The organism is Streptomyces sp. NPDC059851 (genome assembly GCF_042732005.1).
Lineage (GTDB): Bacteria > Actinomycetota > Actinomycetes > Streptomycetales > Streptomycetaceae > Streptomyces.
Genome location: NZ_JBHWJJ010000013.1, coordinates 1 through 19,925, shown reverse-complemented (window position 1 = coordinate 19,925; position 19,925 = coordinate 1). Strand labels below are relative to the sequence as shown.

18 protein-coding genes are annotated in these 19,925 nt (G+C 73.6%); 11 read left to right on the top strand and 7 right to left on the bottom strand.

What is annotated here, in order from left to right:
* The first annotated feature begins 5 nt into the window (after positions 1-5).
* From ACFV7Q_RS06545 to ACFV7Q_RS06530, 4 genes are all read left to right on the top strand, one after another.
* Positions 6-2,156: a biotin carboxylase N-terminal domain-containing protein gene (locus tag ACFV7Q_RS06545; RefSeq protein ID WP_385424341.1), complete on the top strand. Its 2,151-nt coding sequence runs from the start codon at positions 6-8 to the stop codon at positions 2,154-2,156.
* Complete coding sequence (locus ACFV7Q_RS06540; protein WP_385424339.1) at positions 2,153-3,325, top strand: acyl-CoA dehydrogenase family protein; 1,173 nt, start codon at positions 2,153-2,155, stop codon at positions 3,323-3,325. Before ACFV7Q_RS06545 ends, ACFV7Q_RS06540 begins: the two co-directional genes overlap by 4 nt.
* A 92-nt stretch (positions 3,326-3,417) precedes the next feature.
* A complete protein-coding gene (locus tag ACFV7Q_RS06535; protein WP_385424336.1) occupies positions 3,418-4,164 on the top strand; it encodes an enoyl-CoA hydratase family protein in 747 nt (248 codons plus the stop codon).
* A complete protein-coding gene (locus ACFV7Q_RS06530; protein ID WP_385424333.1) occupies positions 4,161-4,889 on the top strand; it encodes a TetR/AcrR family transcriptional regulator in 729 nt (242 codons plus the stop codon). Before ACFV7Q_RS06535 ends, ACFV7Q_RS06530 begins: the two co-directional genes overlap by 4 nt.
* A 104-nt stretch (positions 4,890-4,993) precedes the next feature.
* On the opposite strand, the gene ACFV7Q_RS06525 is transcribed toward ACFV7Q_RS06530, so the two are convergent.
* Complete coding sequence (locus ACFV7Q_RS06525; protein WP_385424330.1) at positions 4,994-6,100, bottom strand: citrate synthase 2; 1,107 nt, start codon at positions 6,098-6,100, stop codon at positions 4,994-4,996.
* A 203-nt stretch (positions 6,101-6,303) separates the two neighbouring features.
* On the opposite strand from ACFV7Q_RS06525, the gene pdxH reads away from it, so the two are divergent.
* Both pdxH and ACFV7Q_RS06515 read left to right on the top strand, forming a co-directional pair.
* The gene (gene pdxH / locus ACFV7Q_RS06520; RefSeq protein WP_385424327.1) at positions 6,304-6,966 is read left to right on the top strand and encodes a pyridoxamine 5'-phosphate oxidase; all 663 of its coding nucleotides are present in this window, start codon (positions 6,304-6,306) and stop codon (positions 6,964-6,966) included.
* A gap of 424 nt (positions 6,967-7,390) precedes the next feature.
* A complete protein-coding gene (locus ACFV7Q_RS06515; protein ID WP_385424324.1) occupies positions 7,391-8,710 on the top strand; it encodes a PAS domain-containing protein in 1,320 nt (439 codons plus the stop codon).
* 13 nt (positions 8,711-8,723) lie between these two features.
* Here ACFV7Q_RS06515 and ACFV7Q_RS06510 read toward each other — a convergent pair whose 3' ends face one another.
* Positions 8,724-9,479: an SIS domain-containing protein gene (locus ACFV7Q_RS06510; protein WP_385424322.1), complete on the bottom strand. Its 756-nt coding sequence runs from the start codon at positions 9,477-9,479 to the stop codon at positions 8,724-8,726.
* Positions 9,480-9,691: 212 nt separating this feature from the next.
* Between ACFV7Q_RS06510 and ACFV7Q_RS06505 the strand changes: the two genes are divergently transcribed.
* Together ACFV7Q_RS06505 and ACFV7Q_RS06500 are read left to right on the top strand one after the other, a co-directional pair.
* Positions 9,692-10,384 carry a metal-dependent transcriptional regulator gene (locus ACFV7Q_RS06505; RefSeq protein ID WP_385424319.1) on the top strand — a complete coding sequence of 231 codons (693 nt, stop codon included), beginning with the start codon at positions 9,692-9,694 and terminating at the stop codon, positions 10,382-10,384.
* 266 nt (positions 10,385-10,650) lie between these two features.
* Positions 10,651-11,538, top strand: coding sequence for an alpha/beta fold hydrolase (locus ACFV7Q_RS06500; protein WP_385424317.1), 888 nt, complete (start codon positions 10,651-10,653; stop codon positions 11,536-11,538).
* Positions 11,539-11,671: 133 nt separating this feature from the next.
* Here the strand turns inward: ACFV7Q_RS06500 and ACFV7Q_RS06495 are convergent, their stop codons facing one another.
* The 3 genes from ACFV7Q_RS06495 to ACFV7Q_RS06485 all read right to left on the bottom strand — a co-directional run bounded on the left by ACFV7Q_RS06495 (position 11,672) and on the right by ACFV7Q_RS06485 (position 14,996).
* Positions 11,672-13,348 (bottom strand): transporter, encoded by a 1,677-nt coding sequence (locus ACFV7Q_RS06495; RefSeq protein WP_385424314.1) that lies wholly within the window; start codon positions 13,346-13,348, stop codon positions 11,672-11,674.
* The gene (locus ACFV7Q_RS06490) at positions 13,345-14,187 is read right to left on the bottom strand and encodes an ABC transporter ATP-binding protein (RefSeq protein WP_385424311.1); all 843 of its coding nucleotides are present in this window, start codon (positions 14,185-14,187) and stop codon (positions 13,345-13,347) included. The genes ACFV7Q_RS06495 and ACFV7Q_RS06490 overlap by 4 nt, the downstream gene beginning before the upstream one ends.
* A 125-nt stretch (positions 14,188-14,312) precedes the next feature.
* Complete coding sequence (locus tag ACFV7Q_RS06485) at positions 14,313-14,996, bottom strand: bifunctional DNA primase/polymerase (protein ID WP_385424309.1); 684 nt, start codon at positions 14,994-14,996, stop codon at positions 14,313-14,315.
* A gap of 220 nt (positions 14,997-15,216) precedes the next feature.
* Here ACFV7Q_RS06485 and ACFV7Q_RS06480 point away from each other — a divergent pair, with 220 nt between their 5' ends.
* Positions 15,217-16,596, top strand: a complete 1,380-nt coding sequence (locus tag ACFV7Q_RS06480; protein ID WP_385424306.1) for a transcriptional regulator — start codon at positions 15,217-15,219, stop codon at positions 16,594-16,596.
* Between the two features lie 279 nt (positions 16,597-16,875).
* Here ACFV7Q_RS06480 and ACFV7Q_RS06475 read toward each other — a convergent pair whose 3' ends face one another.
* Positions 16,876-17,244 carry a VOC family protein gene (locus tag ACFV7Q_RS06475; protein WP_385424305.1) on the bottom strand — a complete coding sequence of 123 codons (369 nt, stop codon included), beginning with the start codon at positions 17,242-17,244 and terminating at the stop codon, positions 16,876-16,878.
* 63 nt (positions 17,245-17,307) lie between these two features.
* Between ACFV7Q_RS06475 and ACFV7Q_RS06470 the strand changes: the two genes are divergently transcribed.
* Positions 17,308-17,766 (top strand): MarR family winged helix-turn-helix transcriptional regulator, encoded by a 459-nt coding sequence (locus ACFV7Q_RS06470; protein ID WP_385424303.1) that lies wholly within the window; start codon positions 17,308-17,310, stop codon positions 17,764-17,766.
* A 567-nt stretch (positions 17,767-18,333) separates the two neighbouring features.
* Positions 18,334-19,710, top strand: a complete 1,377-nt coding sequence (locus ACFV7Q_RS06465; RefSeq protein ID WP_385424301.1) for a hypothetical protein — start codon at positions 18,334-18,336, stop codon at positions 19,708-19,710.
* Here ACFV7Q_RS06465 and ACFV7Q_RS06460 read toward each other — a convergent pair.
* A partial coding sequence (locus tag ACFV7Q_RS06460; RefSeq protein ID WP_385424299.1) for an integrase core domain-containing protein occupies positions 19,707-19,925 on the bottom strand: 219 nt, incomplete at its 5' end. The genes ACFV7Q_RS06465 and ACFV7Q_RS06460 overlap by 4 nt on opposite strands.

Below are 19,925 nucleotides of genomic sequence, written 5' to 3'. Positions count from 1 at the left end.
CGCCCATGACCTCCACCACCTCCACCTCCACCGCCACGGGGGCCGCCACCACGGGCGCCTCCACCACGTCCGCGGCCGCCGCGGGACCCGGCGGCGGGGACCCGGCCGGCCTCCCGGCGCCCCTCGTCACCTCGGTCCTCGTGGCCAACCGCGGCGAGATCGCCGTCCGCGTCTTCCGCACCGCCCGCGCCCTGGGACTGGCCACCGTCGCCGTCCACTCCGATCCCGACGCCGACGCCCTGCACGTCCGCGAGGCCGACGCGGCCGTACGCCTGCCCGGCGCGGCCCCCGCCGACACCTACCTGCGCGGCGACCTCGTCATCGAGGCCGCTCTGGCCGCCGGCGCGGACGCCGTCCACCCCGGCTACGGCTTCCTCTCGGAGAACGCCGGCTTCGCCCGGGCCGTCCTCGCCGCCGGCCTGGTCTGGATCGGGCCGCCGCCCGGGGCCATCGAGGCCATGGCCTCCAAGACCCGCGCCAAGGAGCTGATGCGGGCCGCCGGGGTGCCGCTCCTCGACCCCGTCGACCCGGCCGCCGCCACCCCCGCCGACCTGCCGCTGTTGCTGAAGGCCGCGGCGGGCGGCGGCGGCCGCGGCATGCGCGTGGTCCGCGACCTGGACGAGCTGAAGGCCGGACTCGATGCCGCGGCCGCCGAGGCCCGGTCGGCGTTCGGTGACGGCGAGGTCTTCGCCGAGCCCTACGTCGAACGCGGCCGCCACGTCGAGGTGCAGGTCCTCGCCGACGGGCACGGCACCGTGTGGGCGCTCGGCACCCGCGACTGCTCCCTGCAACGCCGCCACCAGAAGGTCATCGAGGAGGCCCCGGCGCCCGGCCTGCCCGACTCCCTGCGCGCGGCCCTCCACGAGGCCGCGGTCGCCGCCGCCCGGGCCGTCTCCTACCGGGGCGCGGGCACCGTCGAGTTCCTCGTCACTGCGGACGGCCGCCCGTACTTCCTGGAGATGAACACCCGCCTCCAGGTGGAACACCCCGTCACCGAAGCCGTCTTCGGACTCGACCTCGTCGCCCTCCAGATCCGTGTCGCCGAGGGTGCGGCCCTGCCCCCGGTGCCGCCGGAGCCCACCGGGCACGCCGTCGAGGCCCGTCTGTACGCCGAGGACCCGGCGCAGGACTGGCGCCCGCAGACCGGCACCCTGGCGGCCTTCCACATCCCGGTGCCGCGGGCCGTTCCGCCCGCGCCCGCCGCGATCCGCGTCGACACCGGGTACGCCGACGGAGACGCCGTCGGCGTCCACTACGACCCCATGCTCGCCAAGGTCGTCGCGCATGCCCCGACCCGCGCCGAGGCGGTCCGCGCGCTCGTCCGCGCCCTGTCCGCGGCCCGTATCCACGGGGTCGTCACCAACCGCGAGCTCCTCGTACGTTCCCTCACCCACCCGGAGTTCAGTTCCGCCCTGCCCGACACCGGGTTCTACGAGCGCCACCTCGGCGCCCTCACCGAGCCCGCCCCGGATGCCGGCCGGGCGGCCTCGCTGGCCGCGGTCGCCGCCGCACTGGCCGCCGCCGCGCCCGCCGCGGACGCCCCGCTCGCCGCCCGACTCGGCGGTTGGCGCAACGTCCGCTCCGCGCCGCAGTCCCGCAGCTACCGGGTGACCGGCGGTGGTCCCGCCGACTCCGACAGCGGCGCGCTGTACGAAGTCCGCTACCTGCCCTCCCGCAGTGGCCCCCCGCAGCTCGTGGACCCCCCCGGCGTCCGCGTCATGGCCGCCGAGCCGGACCGCGTCGTCCTCGAAGCCGACGGCATCCGGCGCGTGTTCCACGTGAAACAAAAATCGAACAACCGCGGTGCGGCAGAAGCCGAGGAGGTCTACGTCGACACCGCGCCCCACCCCGCCCGTTCCGCCCCGAACGCCCACACCCTCGTCCCGGTCCCCCGGTTCACCGACCCCCAGGACCGGACCCTGCCCGGCTCCCTGCTCGCCCCCATGCCCGGCACCGTCGTCCGCATCGCCGAGGGCCTCGCCCCCGGCGACGCCGTCACCGCCGGGCAGCCCCTGCTCTGGCTGGAGGCCATGAAGATGGAGCACCGCATCGTCTCGCCCGCCTCCGGCACGCTCACCGCGCTCCACGCCGGTCTCGGCCACCAGGTCGAGTTCGGCGCCCTGCTCGCCGTAGTCCAGGAGGAACCGCAGCCATGAGCCCCGCCACCGCAGCCCCCCTCGAAACCGAGGAGCACCAGGCCCTGCGTGCCGCCGTCGCCGCCCTCGGGCAGCGCTACGGCCGCGACTACTACGCCCGCGTCACCCGTGAGGGCGGCCACCCCGAAGAACTGTGGGCGGACGCCGCCAAACTCGGCTACCTCGGCGTCAACCTGCCCCAGGAGCACGGCGGCGGAGGCGGCGGCATCGCCGAGCTGTCCATCGTCCTGGAGGAACTCGGCGCCGCCGGATGCCCGTTGTTGATGATGGTCGTGTCTCCCGCCATCTGCGGCACCGTCATCGCCCGCTTCGGCACCGACGCCCAGAAGCGGGCCTGGCTGCCCGGCCTCGCCGACGGCAGCCGCACCATGGCCTTCGGCATCACCGAACCCGACGCCGGCTCCAACTCCCACCGCATCACCACCACCGCCCGCCGCGACGGTGACGGCTGGGTGTTGACGGGCCGCAAGGTGTTCGTCTCCGGTGTGGACATCGCCGATGCGACCCTGATCGTCGGCCGTACGGAGGACGCCCGCACCGGCAGGCTCAAGCCCTGCCTGTTCATCGTCCCCCGCGACGCCCCCGGCTTCAGCCGCTCGCCCATCGACATGGAACTCCAGGCGGCCGAGAAGCAGTTCGAACTCGTCCTGGAGGACGTGCGGCTGCCCGCCGACGCCCTCGTGGGCGACGAGGACGCAGGCCTGCTCCAGCTCTTCGCCGGCCTCAACCCCGAGCGCATCATGACCGCCGCCTTCGCCATCGGCATGGGCCGTTTCGCCCTGGCCCGAGCCGTCGACTACGCCCGGACCCGGCAGGTCTGGAAGGAGCCGATCGGCGCCCACCAGGCCATCGCCCACCCGCTCGCGGCGGCCCACATCGAGCTGGAACTGGCCCGCCTGATGATGCAGAAGGCGGCCCGCCTCTACGACCTGGGCGACGACGCGGCCGCCGGAGAGGCCGCCAACATGGCCAAGTACGCTGCTGCCGAGGCCTGCGTGAAGGCGGTGGACCAGGCGGTTCACACCCTGGGCGGCAACGGCCTCACCCGCGAGTACGGACTGGCCTCCCTCGTCACCGCCTCCCGGGTGTCCCGCATCGCCCCCGTCAGCCGCGAGATGATCCTCAACTTCGTCTCGCACCAGACACTGGGCCTGCCCAGGTCGTACTAGCCGCACCAGCCGGCCGGGCCGGTACGGCGGCCGCCCGGGTGCGGCCGCCGCCCCCGCCCCGGAACCGGCCCGGACCGCTGAGAAGGAGCGGCATGGAGCCCCTCGTCAAAGCCGCGCACGCGCACGGCATCACCACCCTCACACTCGACTCCCCGGCCAACCGCAACGCACTCTCCGCGGCCCTCGTCGGCGAGCTACGTGCGGCCCTCGCCGCGGCGGGCGCCGACCCCGCGGTCCGGGCCGTGCTGCTCACCCACACCGGCGGCACCTTCTGCGCCGGGGCCGACCTGAAGAACCCCTTCGACCCGGCCGACTTCCTCGCACTGCTGCGCGAGATCGCCGGATCGCCCCGGCCGGTCGTGGCCCGCGTCACGGGCCACGTCCGGGCGGGTGGGCTGGGCCTGCTCGGCGTCTGCGACATCGCCGCCGGCGGTCCGCAGTCCTCGTACGCCTTCACCGAGACCCACCTCGGCGTCGTCCCCGCCGTGATCTCGGCCCCGCTGCTGCCCCGACTGGATCCGCGCGCCGCGGCCCGCTACCTGCTGACCGCGGAGGTCTTCGACGCCGCCGAAGCCGCCCGGATCGGCCTGCTCACCGTGCACGGCGAGGACGTGGACCAGGCCCTGGCCCCCGTCCTGGCCGGGCTGCGCAAGGCCGGCCCGGAGGCCCTCGCGGCCACCAAGCGGCTGGTCACCGCCCCCGTACGGGCCGCCCTGGAGCGGGACGGCGAGACGCTGACCCGGCTCTCGGCCCACCACTTCGGCTCCGCCGAGGCCCGCGAGGGCATTGCCGCCCGCTTCGAGCGCCGGCCTCCCGCATGGGCCCTGGGGGCGCTGTGACAGCCCCGGCGACGGCCACGGAGGCGGCCGCGGCCAAGGCCACGGCTGCGGCTGCGGTCGGGGCTGCGGCCGGGGCGGCGGCCCCGGACACGGACGGCACGGCGGCCGAGGACCGGCCGGGGAACCTCCCCAAGCAGGCCCGCAGCCGCGTCACCCGCCGCCACCTGCTGGACGCGGCCATCACCTGCCTCGCCGAGCACGGCTGGGCCGGCTCCACCGTCGCCGTCGTCGCCGAACGCGCCGGAGTCTCCCGGGGCGCCGCCCAGCACCACTTCCGCACCCGTGAGGACCTGTTCACCGCGGCCGTGGAGTTCATGGCCGAGGAGCGCTCGGCGGCCCTGCCCGCACTCCTCCGCGACAGCACCGGCCCCGGCTCCGGCGGCGCGTTCGGCAGCGGCCGCGCCGCCGTCGTCGAGGCCTTGGTCGACCTGTACACCGGGCCGATGTTCCGGGCCGCCCTCCAGCTCTGGGTCGCCGCCTCCCACGAGGAGCAGCTGCGCCCCCGCGTCGCCGAGCTGGAAGCCCGCCTGGGCCGCGAGACGCACCGGATGGCCGTCCAGCTACTGGGTGCGGACGAGTCGGTGCCGGGAGTGCGGGAGACCGTGCAGGGCTTCCTCGACATGGCCCGCGGTCTGGGCCTGGCGAACGTCCTGACCGACGACGCGGCCCGCCGGGCCCGCGTGGTCGCCCAGTGGACCCGCATCCTCGACGCCACCCTGGGGTGACCCCGGGTCGCAGCGGCCGTCGTGGACGCGCCGGGGGCGCCGCATCCCGTCCCGGATGCGGCGCCCCCGGCGGTCGGCGGGCGGTCCCTGCGGCCGTCAGGCCGTCAGGCCGTCGTGGCGATGTCCGCGTACCCCTCGATCTCCCGCGGGTCGCGCTTGCCCGGCCCGATGTAGCGGGCCGACGGGCGCACGAGGCGACCCGTGCGCTTCTGCTCCAGGATGTGCGCGGACCAGCCGGCGGTGCGGGCGCAGGTGAACATGGAGGTGAACATGTGGGCCGGGACCTCCGCGAAGTCCAGCATGATCGCGGCCCAGAACTCCACGTTCGTGGCCAGCACCCGGTCGGGGCGGCGGGCGTGCAGCTCCTCCAGCGCGGCCTTCTCCAGCGCGGCGGCCACCTCGTAGCGCGGGGCGTCCAGCTCCTTGGCGGTGCGGCGCAGCACGCGGGCGCGCGGGTCCTCGGCCCGGTAGACCCGGTGTCCGAAGCCCATCAGCCGCTCGCCCTTGTCCAAGGCCTTCTTCACGTACGCCACGGCGTCGCCGGTGCGCTCGATCTCCTCGATCATGCCGAGGACGCGGGACGGCGCCCCGCCGTGCAGCGGCCCGGACATGGCGCCCACCGCGCCCGAGAGGGCGGCGGCGACATCGGCGCCGGTGGAGGCGATCACGCGGGCGGTGAACGTGGAGGCGTTCATGCCGTGCTCGGCGGCCGAGGTCCAATACGCGTCGACGGCCTTGACGTGCTTGGGGTCCGGCTCGCCCCGCCAGCGGATCATGAACCGCTCGACGACGGACTCGGCCTTGTCGATCTCCCGCTGCGGGACCATCGGCAGGCCCTGCCCGCGTGCGGACTGGGCGACGTACGACAGCGCCATCACGGCCGCGCGGGCCAGGTCGTCGCGGGCGGTCTGCTCGTCGATGTCGAGCAGCGGTTTCAGGCCCCACACGGGGGCGAGCATGGCGAGGGCGGACTGCACGTCCACCCGGATGTCACCGGAGTGGACGGGGATCGGGAAGGGCTCGGCGGCGGGCAGGCCGGGGTTGAACGCCCCGTCGACCAGCAGGCCCCACACGTTGCCGAAGGAGACGTGGCCGACCAGGTCCTCGATGTCGACGCCGCGGTAGCGGAGCGCTCCGCCTTCCTTGTCCGGTTCGGCGATCTCCGTCTCGAACGCGACGACTCCTTCGAGCCCGGGTACGAAGTCGGACATCAGGCGGCTCCCTCAGATAGTGCGAACACGCGCGGTTCCCGGCGTGACTCGCGGCGGTCCGGCGCGGTCATCCCCGTTGATGCCCGGTACGGCCGGAGGCCACCCGTGCGGGGGCTCCTGACCGGCCCCAAGATTTTGGCGGCTCGGGATGCCAGGCGGAAGCGTGACATACGGCACACTCGCAGGAGCACTCCTGCGGCAGGATGGCACGCGTGACCGACATGGATCTTGATCCCTCCACCATGCGCAAGCAGTACCGCTCGGAGATCGTCCTTGAGGACGGTCTCGACGAGGACCCCATGCGGCAGTTCGCCGTGTGGTTCGGGCAGGCCGCGGACTCGCACCTGTTCGAGCCCAACGCGATGGTCGTCTCCACCGCGACGCCCGACGGCCGGCCCAGCTCCCGCACGGTACTGCTGAAGGCCTTCGACGAGCGGGGCTTCGTCTTCTACACCAACTACGGCTCGCGCAAGGGCCGCGAGCTCGACGCCAACCCGCAGGTCGCCCTGCTGTTCCCCTGGCATCCGATCGCCCGCCAGGTCATCGTCACCGGTACCGCCGAGCGGACCGGCCGCGACGAGACGGCCGCGTACTTCCGCTCCCGCCCGCACGGCTCCCAGCTGGGCGCCTGGGCCAGCGAGCAGTCCCGGGTGATCGCCTCGCGCGCCGAGCTCGACCGGCGGTACGCGGAGCTCGCGGCGCGGCATCCGGAGGGCGAGCAGGTCCCGGTGCCGCCGGAGTGGGGCGGCATCCGCGTGGTCCCGCACGAGGTGGAGTTCTGGCAGGGGCACGAGAACCGGCTCCACGACCGGCTGCACTACGTCCGTGACGGGGAGAAGTGGCGCATCGAGCGCCTGTGCCCGTAGCCGTGGCGGCGGGTGGGCCCGCGGGCCCGCCCCGGCTCTCCCCGTTCGTCGTTCCCGTCCGTGCGCGGACAGCAGACGACCCGCGGGCTCGGGTTCTCTCCTGCAGGTAAGAGAAGCCGGCCGGACGTGCCGGCGAGCCCGCGGGTCGGGTGACTGCTTGGGATTGGCGCCGGGCGTCTTCCGCCGGGCACCGCACTGGGTGCGTTGCGACGACGGGCCCTAGCCCGCAGTCACCTCACGCGTCCGGTAGTCGTACATTTCCGGAACCACCTCCCTTCTCGTGTACCGCAGACACTAGGACCCTTCCGCGGCGGTCTCAAGTTATTTATTTGGGGACGATTCGGGGAATGCGGTGTGGGCTGCGTCACGTTCCAGTTCAATGATCTGACGTGCCGCACACGCGAACACCTGCAGGGGGTGCCAGGTGAGTGCTTCCGGACGTGGACAGCCCACCGACGATCTGCTCGCAGCGCTGCTGGACGGGATGGACGCGGCCCTGTGCGCGTTCGACTCCGACGGAGTGATCACCCACTGGAACCGCGAAGCCGAGCGGATCCTGGGCTGGACCGCCGCCGAGGCGGTGGGCCGCAAGGGGTTCGCCGGGTGGGCCGCCCGGGCCGCGGACGCCCAGGACGTGGAGGACCGGCTCATGGGCGCCCAGGAGGTGCCGGGCCGGCAGGTGCACGAGTTCGCCCTGCTCACCAAGGACGGCGGCCGCGTCCTGGTGCGCACCCAGTCCGCCGGGGTGCCGGGCGCGGACGGCAGGCCGGCCGGGGTGTACTGCGCCTTCAGCGAGGTGCACGCCCAGATCGACCTGGAGCGGTCCATCGCGCTGAGCGAAGCCCTGATGGAGGACGCCTCCTGGGGCGTGGTCCTCGTCGACGTGGACCTGCGCCCCGCCGTGGTCAACGCGCACGCCGCCCGCGCCTTCGGCTCCGCCCGCACGGCCCTCCTCGGCCGTCCGCTGGGCGACCTGCTGACCCAGGGCGCCGAGGAGCTGGAGGGCGCCCTCCAACACGTGCTGGCCGAGGGCTCCGCGCAGGCGCCCCTGGAGCTGTGGGTGTCCGTGCGCACCCCGGAGGGGGTGCGGCGGCGCTGCTGGCGGTGCGGGTTCCTGAGGCTGGGCTCCCCGCTCGCCGAGGAGCCGGTACCGCTGGGGGTCGGCTGGCTCTTCCAGGACATCACCGAGGCCCGCCGGACCGCCCTGGACACGGCGCAGCTGCGGTTCCGCACCGGCCAGCTGTACCGGGCCGGGCGCTCGGCCGCCGAGTGCGAGGACCCGGGGGAGGCGGCCGCCGTCCGGCTGGACTTCGCGCTCGCCGGCTTCGCCGACCACGCGCTGCTCGACGTGCTGGAGCCGTCGGTGGACCCGGACCGTGCGCCGCGGCTCGTCCGGCACGCCGTGTCGCCGCCGCCGCTGTCGGGGCAGGGTGGGATCCCGGTGCGCTACGAGCCGGGGCATCCGGCGCTGCAGGCGCTGGACCGGATCGGCTCGGTGCGTGCGACCGCCCCGCGCGGGGAGGCGGCCGAGGCGTGGGCGCGGGACCGGCAGTGGCCCGAGAACGCGGCGCACGTGCTGTGTGCGGTGTTGCGGAGCCGGGGACGGACCCTGGGCGTGCTGACGTTCGTGCGGGCGTCCTCGCGGGCCGTGTTCGAGCGGGCGGACGCGGAGTACGCGGAGGAGGTCGCGGCCCGGGTCGCGGCCGACCTCGACCTGGCCCGGTCCGCGCAGGGCAAACCGTAGACCGGGGTGCTGCTCAGTGGCGGAAGAAGATCCGGTCGCGGTACTCCTGCATGACGCGACCGTTCCACTCGTGGCCGCCGTCGACGTTGCCCGACCGCAGCAGCGGCGGCTCGATGCCGCGAGCGGCGAGCTCCCCTGCCGCCGCCGCCATCACGGCCTGCATGATCGCGCTGGTCACGACCGTGGAGGCGGGGGCGAAGGGGGCGGCGATGCCGTCGTGGCTCAGCTCGGCGTCACCGACCGCGATCTTGCTGTCGAGGACGATGTCGCAGTGGTCCTTGAGGAAGGTGCCGGAGACGTGCCGCGACCGGGTCTCCCGCGCGTACGCCACCGAGGTCACCCCGATGACGGTGAGGCCGAGCGCGCGGGCGTTCACGGCCATTTCCACCGGCAGGGCGTTCCGGCCGGAGAGGGAGATGACGACCAGGACGTCGCCGGCGGTGGCGGGGCTGCTGTCCAGGACGGCCCCGGCGAGCCCGTCGACCCGTTCCAGGGCGCTGCCGAGGGTGGCGGGCATGACGTCGACGCCGGCGGTGCCGGGGACGGCGAGGAAGTTCATCAGGGCGAGGCCGCCGGCCCGGTAGACCACGTCCTGGGCGGCGAGCGAGGAGTGGCCGGCGCCGAAGGCGAAGAGCCGGTTACCGGCGGCGACGGCGTCCGCGACGGCCGTTCCGGCCTCGGCGATGCGCTCGCCCTCCTCGTCCCGCACCCGCTGGAGCAGGCCGATCGCGGCATCGAAGAACTGACCGGCCAGCTTGCTCTCGCTCATTGCCGAGGCCCTTCCAGAGAGGCGGTGGGACGGGGGTCGTCCGGGTCCGCCGCTCACCGTGCGGTCCGGACCAAGGGTGTGTCAATACGGGCGTCGATCGGGGCCCTGCGGCCCCGTTGTGGGCCCGGGGCTTCGCGAAGGCGCGGGACGGTTGTCCCTGCGATGCGTCAGAATTGGGGACAGGGCCAGCGCACGATATCCGAGGGGCACGAATGTCCGGACTGATCGACACCACGGAGATGTATCTCCGCACCATCCTCGAGCTGGAAGAGGAAGGCGTGGTCCCCATGCGCGCCCGGATCGCCGAACGGCTCGACCAGAGCGGGCCGACGGTGAGCCAGACGGTGGCGCGGATGGAGCGCGACGGTCTGGTGGCCGTGGCGAGCGACCGGCACCTCGAGTTGACGGATGAGGGCCGCCGGCTGGCCACGCGTGTGATGCGCAAGCACCGGCTCGCGGAGTGCCTGCTGGTCGACGTCATCGGCCTGGAATGGGAGCAGGTGCACGCGGAGGCCTGCCGCTGGGAGCACGTGATGAGCGAGGCGGTGGAGCGGCGCGTGCTGGAGCTGCTGCGCCACCCGACCGAGTCGCCGTACGGGAACCCGATCCCGGGCCTGGAGGAGCTGGGCGAGAAGGCCGAGGCCGACCCGTTCATCGAGGACGGCATGGTCGCCCTGTCGGACCTGGCGCCGGGCACCGAGGGCAAGACGGTGGTCGTGCGCCGGATCGGCGAGCCCATCCAGACGGACGCCCAGCTGATGTACACGCTGCGGCGGGCGGGGGTGCAGCCCGGTTCGGTGGTGAGCGTGACCGAGTCGCCCGGCGGTGTGCTGGTCGGCAGCGGCGGCGAGGCCGCCGAGTTGGAGGCGGAGATCGCCTCGCACGTGTTCGTCGCGAAGGCCTGACCGGAGGCGGAGGAGCGAGTGGTCCCGGCGCCTTGCGGCGCCGGGACCGTCCTCCCCTGTGCTGACCCGGAGCCCCGAGCTCTCAAGGTCATCCCCTTCGGACCGTCTTCCCCGAGCGGCCCGCCTCCCTGTTCAAAGGATCTCCCTCGGCAGGGGCCGCCAATCCTTGAGCAAGGTCACTCGAAAGAGCGGTGTTGACCGCGAGAAGCCGATTTTCGAATGCGGGTTCGATAGTGTGGCGGCGAAGCGAAGGGGGTGCCTCCTCGGTGGTACGGCGCATCGATGTGACAGCGGCCGACGGCGTGCGCCTGGCCGCCTGGGAGTTCGGGGAGCCGGACCCCGCCCCACCGCCGGACCTCCCGGCGCCCCGGGTGCTCTTACTCCACGGCCTGATGGGCCGTGCCCTCCACTGGGCCGGCACCGCCCGCTGGCTCGCCCGCGGCCGTCGCGTCGTGGCCCTCGACCAGCGCGGCCACGGCGAGAGCGACCGTCCGTCCACCGGCCCGGACGTCCAGAGCTCCCTGGGCCGTGAGGCCTTCGTAGCCGATGCCGAAGCGGCCGTCGAGCAGCTCGGCCTCGCCCCCGTCACCCTCGTCGGCCACTCCATGGGCGCCCTCACCGGCTGGCAGCTGGCCGCTCGCCGCCCGGACCTCGTCGAGGCCCTGGTCATCTGCGACATGCGCGCCTCCGCCCTCGGCGAGGCCTCCCAGCACGATTGGGCGGAGTGGTTCCGCCTCTGGCCCCTGCCCTTCCCCACGCAGGACGCCGCCCGCCGCTGGTTCGGCGAGGACGACCCCCGCGTGCAGCGGCCCGATCCCGGCCGCGGTGCCTTCTTCGCCGAGGTCATGCACCGCACGCCCGACGGCTGGCGCCCCCTGTTCTCCCGCAGCGACATGCTGACGGCCCGCGAAACCTGGGTCCACGACGCGCACTGGGAGGAGCTCGCCCAGGTCCACTGCCCGACCCTCGTCGTCCGGGGCCTCGACGGCGAGCTCGGCCGCGCGGAGGCCCAGGAGATGGTCCGGGTCCTGCCCGAAGGCCGGTACGCCGAGATCCCCGACGCCGGCCACTACCTCCACTACGACCAGCCGACCGCCTGGCGGTCCGTCCTGGAACCCTTCCTCGACGGCCTCCGCCCGCAGGTGCGCCACTGACCCGGCCCGGCGCAGAATGCGACCCGCGCACACGGATCCGCACACAGGGAACCCGTACGGCAGGGGCACCCGTACGAAGAGGAGGGGGTGACCGGCCTCCCGGCCGATCACCCCCTCCCCGCACCTCCGGCGCTCAGCCCTTGCTGACCGCGTCGAGGATCTCCGGCAGCTTCCGTGCCACGACCGGGGCCGCCAGCCGGACGCCCGCCCAGGCCGCCACCGCGCCCCAGGCCACGCCCAGCGGCAACAGGATCCAGGACAGGGACTGCATCCCCTCGTCCACCTTGAACCAGATCGTCAGCGCGATCACCGGCGAGCAGATCACCGCCGACGCCAGCAGGCCGGCGAAGATGCCCGTCCACGCGAGGCCGCCCTGGCCCGGCGCGACGTTCTTGAAGGCGCCGTCCGTCGGGATGGAGTACGGGTAGCGGGCCGAGGCCAGCGCGCCGGTGCAGAGCATCGAGCCCAGCAGGGCCAGCGCCATGCCCAGGCCGGCCGGGAAGCCCTGCCAGTCGCCCAGCAGCGCGGCCGTGACCGCCGTGACCAGCACCGTGTACGGCACGGTGACCAGGGCCAGGGCGTAGGCGCGGGCGCGCAGCTCCAGGAAAGCGTCGCGGGTGCCCCCGATGGTCTGCGCGACCATCCAGAACGCCGAGGTGTCCTGCCCGAACTGGTTGTACATCTGCACGCCGAGCATGCCCGCCCCGAAGCAGGCCAGGTACACCGAACCCGTGCCCTGCAGCGCGTTGAACACCGGGAGGATCAGGCCGACCGCCAGCGCCGACACCCAGGACATCTTGGTCTTGGGGTCCCGCACCGCGTAGCGCAGGGTGCGCTGGAGGGAGGCGCCCGTCCGCCCCTCCGGCAGCCACGACCAGATGCCGCCGCCCGCCGACTCGCGCTTCTCCTTCGAACCGGCCGCGGCGATCGTCGAGCCGTCCGGGGTGACCATCAGCCGGGTCAGGCTGCGCTCCCACAGCCACATCAGCAGCAGCACGGTGAGGAGGGTCAGTGCCAGCTGGCCCGCGGCCGCCGCGTACGCGCCCCTGCTCGCGGAATCCACCATGCCGACGGCGGTGGCGGGCGGCAGCCACTGCACCACTGCCGCGGCCGGCTCCAGCCGGGCCAGGCCGCCGCTCTCCATCAGACGTGCGCTCGCGAAGTTGGCGAACTGCGCGCCCACGGCGATGACCAGGCCGCTGAGGACCGCGAGGTCGCGCCCCTTGCGGCTGCTCAGCAGGCCGACGTTGGCCGTGGCGACGGTGCGGGCCAGCGCGACGCAGCCGAGCAGCAGCAGCGGTACGGCCACCACACCGGCGGCGATGCCCGCCGCCCCCCGTGCGACGGCCACCACCGATCCGATCGCGATGCACAGAGTGAACAGCGGCCCGATGCCGATGAGGGAGGAGGCCAGCAGGGCCCGCACCAGCGCGCGCGGCCGCAGCGGCAGCATGACCAGCCGGCTCGGGTCGAGCGTCTCGTCCCCCGTGGGGAAGAGCAGCGGCATGAACGTCCAACCGAGCGCCAGGATGGCGGCCAGCAGGACGACGACCGTGTCGGCGCGGGCGTGCCCGTGCAGCATGGCCAGGCCGAACGTCACGAAGAAGGCCACCACCAGCGAGAACACCAGCGACGTGACGTAGGCGGCCTTGCGCTTCGACGACCCCTTGAGGCCGTTGCGTATCAGGGCGAGCTTCAGCCGGACGAACACGGCGGTCGGGTCCACCGCGGCGGCGCGGCCGGCCGCCGCGGAAGCGGGTGCCGGCGAGGGCGCGGCAGCGGACGCGGAGGCGGATGCGGTGGTGCTCATCGGGCGGCCTGCCCGCCCAGCCAGTCCAGCGAGTCGCCCGCGGGGCGGCCGCCGGCGCCGACCAGCTCCAGGAATGCGGCCTGCAGCGAGGGCGCGTCGCCCCGTACGGCGGCCAGCGGACCCGCGGCGCGGATCCGGCCGCCGGCCATGACGGCGACCCAGTCACACAGCGACTCGACCAGCTCCATCACGTGGGAGGAGAAGATGACGGTCGCGCCGGAGGCGGTGTACCGCTCCAGCACCCCGCGGATGGTCTGCGCCGACACCGGGTCCACGCCCTCGAACGGCTCGTCCAGGAACAGCACTTCCGGATTGTGCAGCAGGGCCGCGGCCAGCCCGATCTTCTTGCGCATGCCCGTCGAGTAGTCCACGACCAGCTTGTGCTGCGAGCCCGCGAGGTCGAGCACCTCCAGCAGCTGCGTCGCCCGCTTGTCGGTCTCCTCGCCCGGCAGACCGCGCAGGCGTCCCATGTAGCCGAGCAGTTCACGGCCCGAGAGGCGCTCGAACATCCGCAGGCCCTCGGGCAGCACGCCGATCCGGGACTTCACCTCGACCGGGTCCGTCCACACGTCGTGGCCGGCCACGACGACCCGTCCCATGTCCGGGCGCAGCAACCCGGTCACCATGGACAGCGTCGTCGTCTTGCCCGCGCCGTTCGGGCCCACCAGGCCGATGAACTTCCCCGCCGGCAGCTCCAGGTCGATGCCCGCGACGGCGACCTGGTCTCCGAAGCGCTTCCACAGGCCTTCCACCCGTACTGCCGCCGGCCCGGTGGACGGCGCCGGTCGCGCGCCACCCGTCCCGGACGTTCCGCCCGTCGCATCACCCTGGTTCGGCATGGGTCTGCCTCTCGTTCTCGTCCCCGTGGTCCTACGCCTTCACCATAGGGCGGCCCCAAGAGGCGGGGCAGTTACGTATGTCATGACTTTCGGCCGCGAAATGCACCTGGTCCGGGGCGTGTTCGTCAGGGTGTGCGGCGGGCGACCCGTTCCGCTGCCGCCTCGCGTCCGCAGGCGTACGCCAGGGCGTCGATCAGTTCCTCGGCGTCCGGCAGCCAGCGGTTCGCGGGCGTGGGGCGGCGTGCCCACTGGACCGAGCCGCGGCCGCCGAAGCGGGTCGGCGGGGCGGCCACGTACTCGCCCTCGCCGCGCACCCGCAGGTCGATCGCGGCCGGCGACCAGCCGTACCTGCGCACCATGTCCGGCACCTTGGCCGAGGCGCCCGGCAGCACGAAGAACAGCATGCGGTGGTCGGGCGTCAAAGTGACCGGTCCGAGGGTGCGTTCCATGCGCTCCAGCCGGGCGAGTGCCAGGAATCCGGCGGAGTCGGGGACGTCCAGCGCGTCGAAGGTGCGTCCCGTCGGCAGGAGGATCGACGCCTCGGGCCGCTTCCCCCACACCTGCCGGACCCGTACGGCGCTGCCAGTGGCGAGCGTCGCCCACTCCTTCACCGCGGGGTGCGCGCCGGGAGCCGGGCAGTCCGCCTCGCCGCAGGAGCACAACTCCCGTCCCTCCGCGTGCTCCAGCCAGGTGCCGGCGAAGACGTCCCAGTGCCGTTCTTCCGTGTACCGCACGGCATGGTCCAGCAGCAGCTCGGAGCGCTGCTTGGGGATGGATGCGGTCTCCGTGACTCCGATGGTCTCTTCCACGACCATCACAACTCCCGGCGTCAGGTGGGGTTACGGGGGTGAACCGGCCGGTGGACGCTGCATCGATCCTGCATACGGGGCGCACTGGTGCACGGGTGGGGGCGCGTGGGAGGCCGTGGCGCCGGAGTTGGGTAGCGACACGACGCAGAGCGGATGATTCTCCGCACATCAGGCGGGAAGTGATCATTCCAACGATCACCCGCGGCCTCTGGGGGTTTTCATGGCAGCCAGGCCTCTCGTCGCCCGCCAGCCGAACGAACGGCTGCAGGCACTGATTCAGGAAGCCGGGTGCTCGAACGCCGGGCTCGCCCGGCGCGTCAACATGTGCGGGGCGGAGCACGGCCTCGACCTCCGCTACGACAAGACGTCCGTGGCGCGCTGGCTGCGCGGCCAGCAGCCGCGAGGTCGGGCTCCCGGGATCATTGCCGAGGCGCTCGGTCGCAAACTCGGCCGGACCGTCACCATCGACGAGATCGGCATGGCCAACGGCAAGAACCTCGCCTCCGGGATCGGCCTGCAGTTCTCCCCGACCGTCGGCGGCGCCATCGAGCAGGTCAGCGAGCTGTGGCGGAGCGACGTCGGGCGCCGGGACTTCCTGTCCGGGTCGAGCGTGGCCGCGTCGGCACTGGTCGAGCCGAGTCGGGACTGGCTGATCACCGGGGCGGACGCGCAGGTGGCCCGCAACGGCGGCTCGCGCGTGGGCATGGCGGACGTGGACGCGGTACGGGCGACCACCGAAGCCCTCAAGGAGCTCGACCACCGCTTCGGCAGCGGGCACGTGCGGCCCGTCGTCGTCCACTACCTCAACTCCGTGGTGTCCGGGCTGATCGGGGGCTCGTACCGGGAGCCGGTGGGGCGGGCCCTGTTCGCGGCGGTGGCCCGGCTGACGGAGCTGGCCGGGTACATGGCGGTGGACACCGGGCAGCCGGGGCTGGCGCAGCGGTACTACATCCAGGCGCTGCGGCTGGCGCAGGCGGCCGGGGACCGGGCGTACGGCGGGTACGTGCTGGCGGCGTCCATGAGCCACCTCGCCGCGGAGCTCGGCAATCCGCGGGAGATCGCCCAGCTGGCGCGGGCCGCGCAGGAGGGGACGCGCGGGCAGGTGACCCCGCGGGTGGAGTCCATGTTCTACGCGGCCGAGGCGCGCGGGCACGCACTGCTGGGCGATGCCAGGGCGGCGGCGGTGCTGTCCTCGCGGGCGGTGACGGCGCTGGAACGGGCGGAACCGGAAGCCGGGGACGATCCGGTATGGATCCGGCATTTTGACCAGGCGTACCTGGCGGATGAACTCGCCCACTGCCACCGGGACCTCGGGCAGGCGGAGCAGGCGGGCCGGCAGGCACGGGAGGCGCTGTCCGGGCTGCCGGCCGGGAAGGAGCGGCGCCGGGCGATCGGGCTGCTGCTGCTGGCGGCGGCGCAGGTGCAGCAGAGGGAGGTGGAGCAGGCCTGCCACACCGCGGCGCAGGCGGCGGAACTGCTGTCGGGGCTCCGCTCCAGCCGGGGCGCGGAGTACCTGGACGACTTCCGGGCGAGGGTCCAGCCGTACCGGGAGGAAGCGGCGGTCCGCGAGTTCGCGGCGCGGCTGGAGGCGGTCGCCTAGCCCGTGGGGATCCGCTGCGCCATATCCGCGGCGCGCTGGCCGGCCGCCCGGCCGCCCGGCCGCGCGGTGTGACGTCGAGCGTCTCCAGGGGGCGCAGATGGTCGACCGCCTCCCGTGCCTCGGTGCAGTCAGGACGGGAAGTCGGGGTTCGTCCGAGTAGTCGCCGGTCACGGGCTCACCGGTCTCCACGCCGGATCAACAGCGGCCTGTCCGGCCGACACCGTCAAACGCACGAGCCCAGGCGCAACCGCTGGTGATCGTCGCTGGCGTTCGGGTCGATCAGGCGCGGTCGTGGAGCGTGATCTGGTAGCCGTCGGGGTCGGCGAAGGTGAAGGTCCGACCGAAGGGGCCGTCGATCGGTGCGGAGGCGATGGTGTGACCGTCGGCGACGAGCGCGTCGTGGATGGCCTGGACGTCGGTGGCGTGGAGCCAGATCGCGGCACCGATGCCGGGCTGAGTGACGGATGCGAGGTCGGTGCCGGGAATGACGTTGCGGAGTGCGAACGCGATCGGCTTCGTCTCGAAGACGACGGCGTGCGGAGGTCCGGCCGGCGAGCGGACGAGGCCCAGGTACTGCTCGTAGAACGCCTGTGAAGCGTCGAGGTCGCGCACTTGGAGCGAGATGAAGTCGGGGCCGGTGGCGGGCATGATGGCGCTCCTTTTTCTCATGTCAGGTTTCTGACACGCGGCAGGCTATGTCAGAATACTGACATGAGTCAAGAAGGTGTCGGCGTCGACCTGGAGACGTCACTGGGCTACCTGCTCAAAGAAGCGTCGAGTGCCCTCCGCGTGGCCATGGAAGAAGTGCTACGGCCGCTCGGGATGAGCGTGACGCACTACTCCTGCCTCGAGCTGCTGGCGCAACGACCGGGCTTGTCGAACTCCGAGCTTGCTCGGGGCGCGTTCGTGACACGGCAGACGATGAACGTGCTGCTCCAGGCCCTGGAACGAGACGGCTACGTGACCAGGCCTGCGGAGGCACCCGTCGGGAAGGTGCTTCCCGCGCGGCTCACGCCTCGCGGCCGGCGAAGCCTCGAGAAGGCGAGCGCAGCCGTCCGGTCCGTCGAGGCCAGAATGCTGGCGGGCCTGACCGAGACCGAGCAGGCGGACACGTTCCGGGTCCTGCAGAGGATGATCCATTCCCTGCGCGGTGACAACGAGGGCGCATAACGTTCCGCAGCGCATGTCTCGTCGCGCTCGGACGGGCCCGGAGGCTGCCCCCTGTGTCCGGCGTGTGCCTCCACCGCCCCGGCCCTGCAAAGAAGCCCGGCGCCCCGGCCGGCGCCGCGCCGCTCGCGCTGGCCTGAGCGCCCATTGCTCGGGTCCGGCCTTCCGATCGGCCGACGTGGCTCGTACGACGCCGGGCCGGGCGGTTCAGGCCCGGGGCCGGTGGGGCCCCCTGGGAAGGCCGGCCGGCGGTCGGCGGCGATCGACGCCGACCGCAGAAGCGATCCCGCCATGCCCACGCGACGCCGGGTTCGGCCGGCGCGTCGAGCTGTTCCTGGGCGAGCTGGTCCCGTCTCGATGTGGTGTGGGAGACCCGTACGCCGAGCCCGATGTTCCGCGAGGCCGGGGTCCGTTCCACGGCAGGGCGGAGTGGCGCTTAGCGGAAGACGGGCCCGGGTGTGTGATGGATCGTGCGGGCAGGTGGGCCTGACGGGGAGGGTGGGGTCCGGGTAGCGTGAGTCGGCGTTCCGTAGGTTCGCAGTGGTCGGAGTAGTCGGCGAAGGAGTCCCGGTGACGGAGAACGGACAGGGGAACGCCCCGCAGGCGGTCCCGCAGCCCGGTGCGCCGTGGGGCCCCGATCCGGCGTACGCGCAGGCGCCGCAGGCCCCCGGCCAGGTGCCGCCCCCGCCCGGGCCGGGGGAGCCCGGGCATGTGCTCGGGCCCGGCTGGGAGGGCCCCGGCCAGCCGCACGGCTACGGCTACCCGCCGCTGCCGGAGGCCGCGACCCAGTACATCCCGCCGGTCCCGGCCGGCCCGACGCCCGGTGCACCAGGGACGCCGTACGCCCCGCCGGTCCCGGGCGCCCCGGGCCCGCAGGCAGCCCCCGCGTACCACGAGGCGGCCACCCAGTACGTTCCGCCCGTCCCGGCGGGCCCCGCCGCCCCCGGGTACGACGAGGCGGCGACGCAGTACATCCCGCCGGTCCCGGCGGGCCCCGCCGTCCCCGGCCACGACGAGGCGGCGACGCAGTACATACCGCCGGTCCCGGCCGGTCCGGTGGCTCCCCCGCACGACGAGGCGGCGACCCAGTACATCCCGCCGGTCACCGACGGCATGGACGGGCTGTTCCGCGACGGCGACGGGCTCGCCGGAAGCGACGGGCACACCCAGCAGCTCCCGCCGATCCAGGAGCCGGTGCTGCGGCAGCCGCGCCCGTATCCGCCCCGCGGACAGCATCCGCAGCAGCAGTTCCACCCGGGCGCCCATCCGCAGCAGCAGTTCGCCGCCCCGCCCCCGCCCGAGCCGGCGCGGCGCGTTCCGCCGGCGGTCATCGCGGCCGTGGTGGTCGGCCTGGGCGTGGTCGGGCTCGGCGTCGGCGCGCTGCTCAGCGACGACAAGGCGCAGAACAACGACCCGGCCGCGGCGGCTGCCGCCCCCACCCCGACCGCGGGCAGCTCGGCCGCGGCGGCGGTCGAGGCGCCGGTGGACCCGGCCCGGTCCCAGGCCGTCCAGCTGGACAAGCTCCTCGCGGACAGCAACGACAGCCGGTCCACCGTGATCAAGGCCGTCGACGACATCAAGGCCTGCCGCAACCTCGGCACGGCTGCGGGTGACCTGCGCGACGCGGCCCGGCAGCGCGAGGAGCTCGTCACCCGGCTCCAGGACGTGAAGATGGACCAGCTTCCGAACAACGAGAGGCTGTCCGCGGCGCTCACGAAGGCCTGGAAGGCTTCGGCGGACGCCGACAACAGCTACGCGGCCTGGGCGGACGACATCGCCGGGGACAAGAAGGGCTGCAAGGACGGGCGGGCCCGGAGCACGGACGACGCCAACGACGGCAACAAGTCGAGCGCGGAGGCGACGCGGGCGAAGGAGTCGGCCGCGACCATGTGGAACACGATCGCGGCCAAGTACGGCCTCACCAAGCGGGACAAGTCACAGCTCTAGCTGTATTGCCCAGTGAGGTTGGGGACGCGGCTGGCGGGTGGTTTGCCTGCGAGCGCGGTGTGTCCGCGGTGGTGATTGTAGGAGTGCAGCCACTGGGGGAACGCGTCGCGTCGTTCCTGTTCTGACCGGTAGGGGCGGGCGTAGGCCCACTCGTCCAGCAGGGTGCGGTTGAGGCGTTCGACCTTGCCGTTGGTCTGGGGCTGGTAGGGCCGGGT

Bases quoted from the DNA above. Each gene is read 5' to 3' on its own strand.
- ACFV7Q_RS06545 (WP_385424341.1), top strand. From the start codon at position 6: ATGACCTCCACCACCTCCACCTCCACCGCCACGGGGGCCGCCACCACG.
- ACFV7Q_RS06540 (WP_385424339.1), top strand. From the start codon at position 2,153: ATGAGCCCCGCCACCGCAGCCCCCCTCGAAACCGAGGAGCACCAGGCC.
- ACFV7Q_RS06535 (WP_385424336.1), top strand. From the start codon at position 3,418: ATGGAGCCCCTCGTCAAAGCCGCGCACGCGCACGGCATCACCACCCTC.
- ACFV7Q_RS06525 (WP_385424330.1), bottom strand. From the start codon at position 6,100: ATGTCCGACTTCGTACCCGGGCTCGAAGGAGTCGTCGCGTTCGAGACG.
- pdxH (WP_385424327.1), top strand. From the start codon at position 6,304: ATGGCACGCGTGACCGACATGGATCTTGATCCCTCCACCATGCGCAAG.
- ACFV7Q_RS06510 (WP_385424322.1), bottom strand. From the start codon at position 9,479: ATGAGCGAGAGCAAGCTGGCCGGTCAGTTCTTCGATGCCGCGATCGGC.
- ACFV7Q_RS06505 (WP_385424319.1), top strand. From the start codon at position 9,692: ATGTCCGGACTGATCGACACCACGGAGATGTATCTCCGCACCATCCTC.
- ACFV7Q_RS06495 (WP_385424314.1), bottom strand. From the start codon at position 13,348: ATGAGCACCACCGCATCCGCCTCCGCGTCCGCTGCCGCGCCCTCGCCG.
- ACFV7Q_RS06490 (WP_385424311.1), bottom strand. From the start codon at position 14,187: ATGCCGAACCAGGGTGATGCGACGGGCGGAACGTCCGGGACGGGTGGC.
- ACFV7Q_RS06480 (WP_385424306.1), top strand. From the start codon at position 15,217: ATGGCAGCCAGGCCTCTCGTCGCCCGCCAGCCGAACGAACGGCTGCAG.
- ACFV7Q_RS06475 (WP_385424305.1), bottom strand. From the start codon at position 17,244: ATGCCCGCCACCGGCCCCGACTTCATCTCGCTCCAAGTGCGCGACCTC.
- ACFV7Q_RS06470 (WP_385424303.1), top strand. From the start codon at position 17,308: ATGAGTCAAGAAGGTGTCGGCGTCGACCTGGAGACGTCACTGGGCTAC.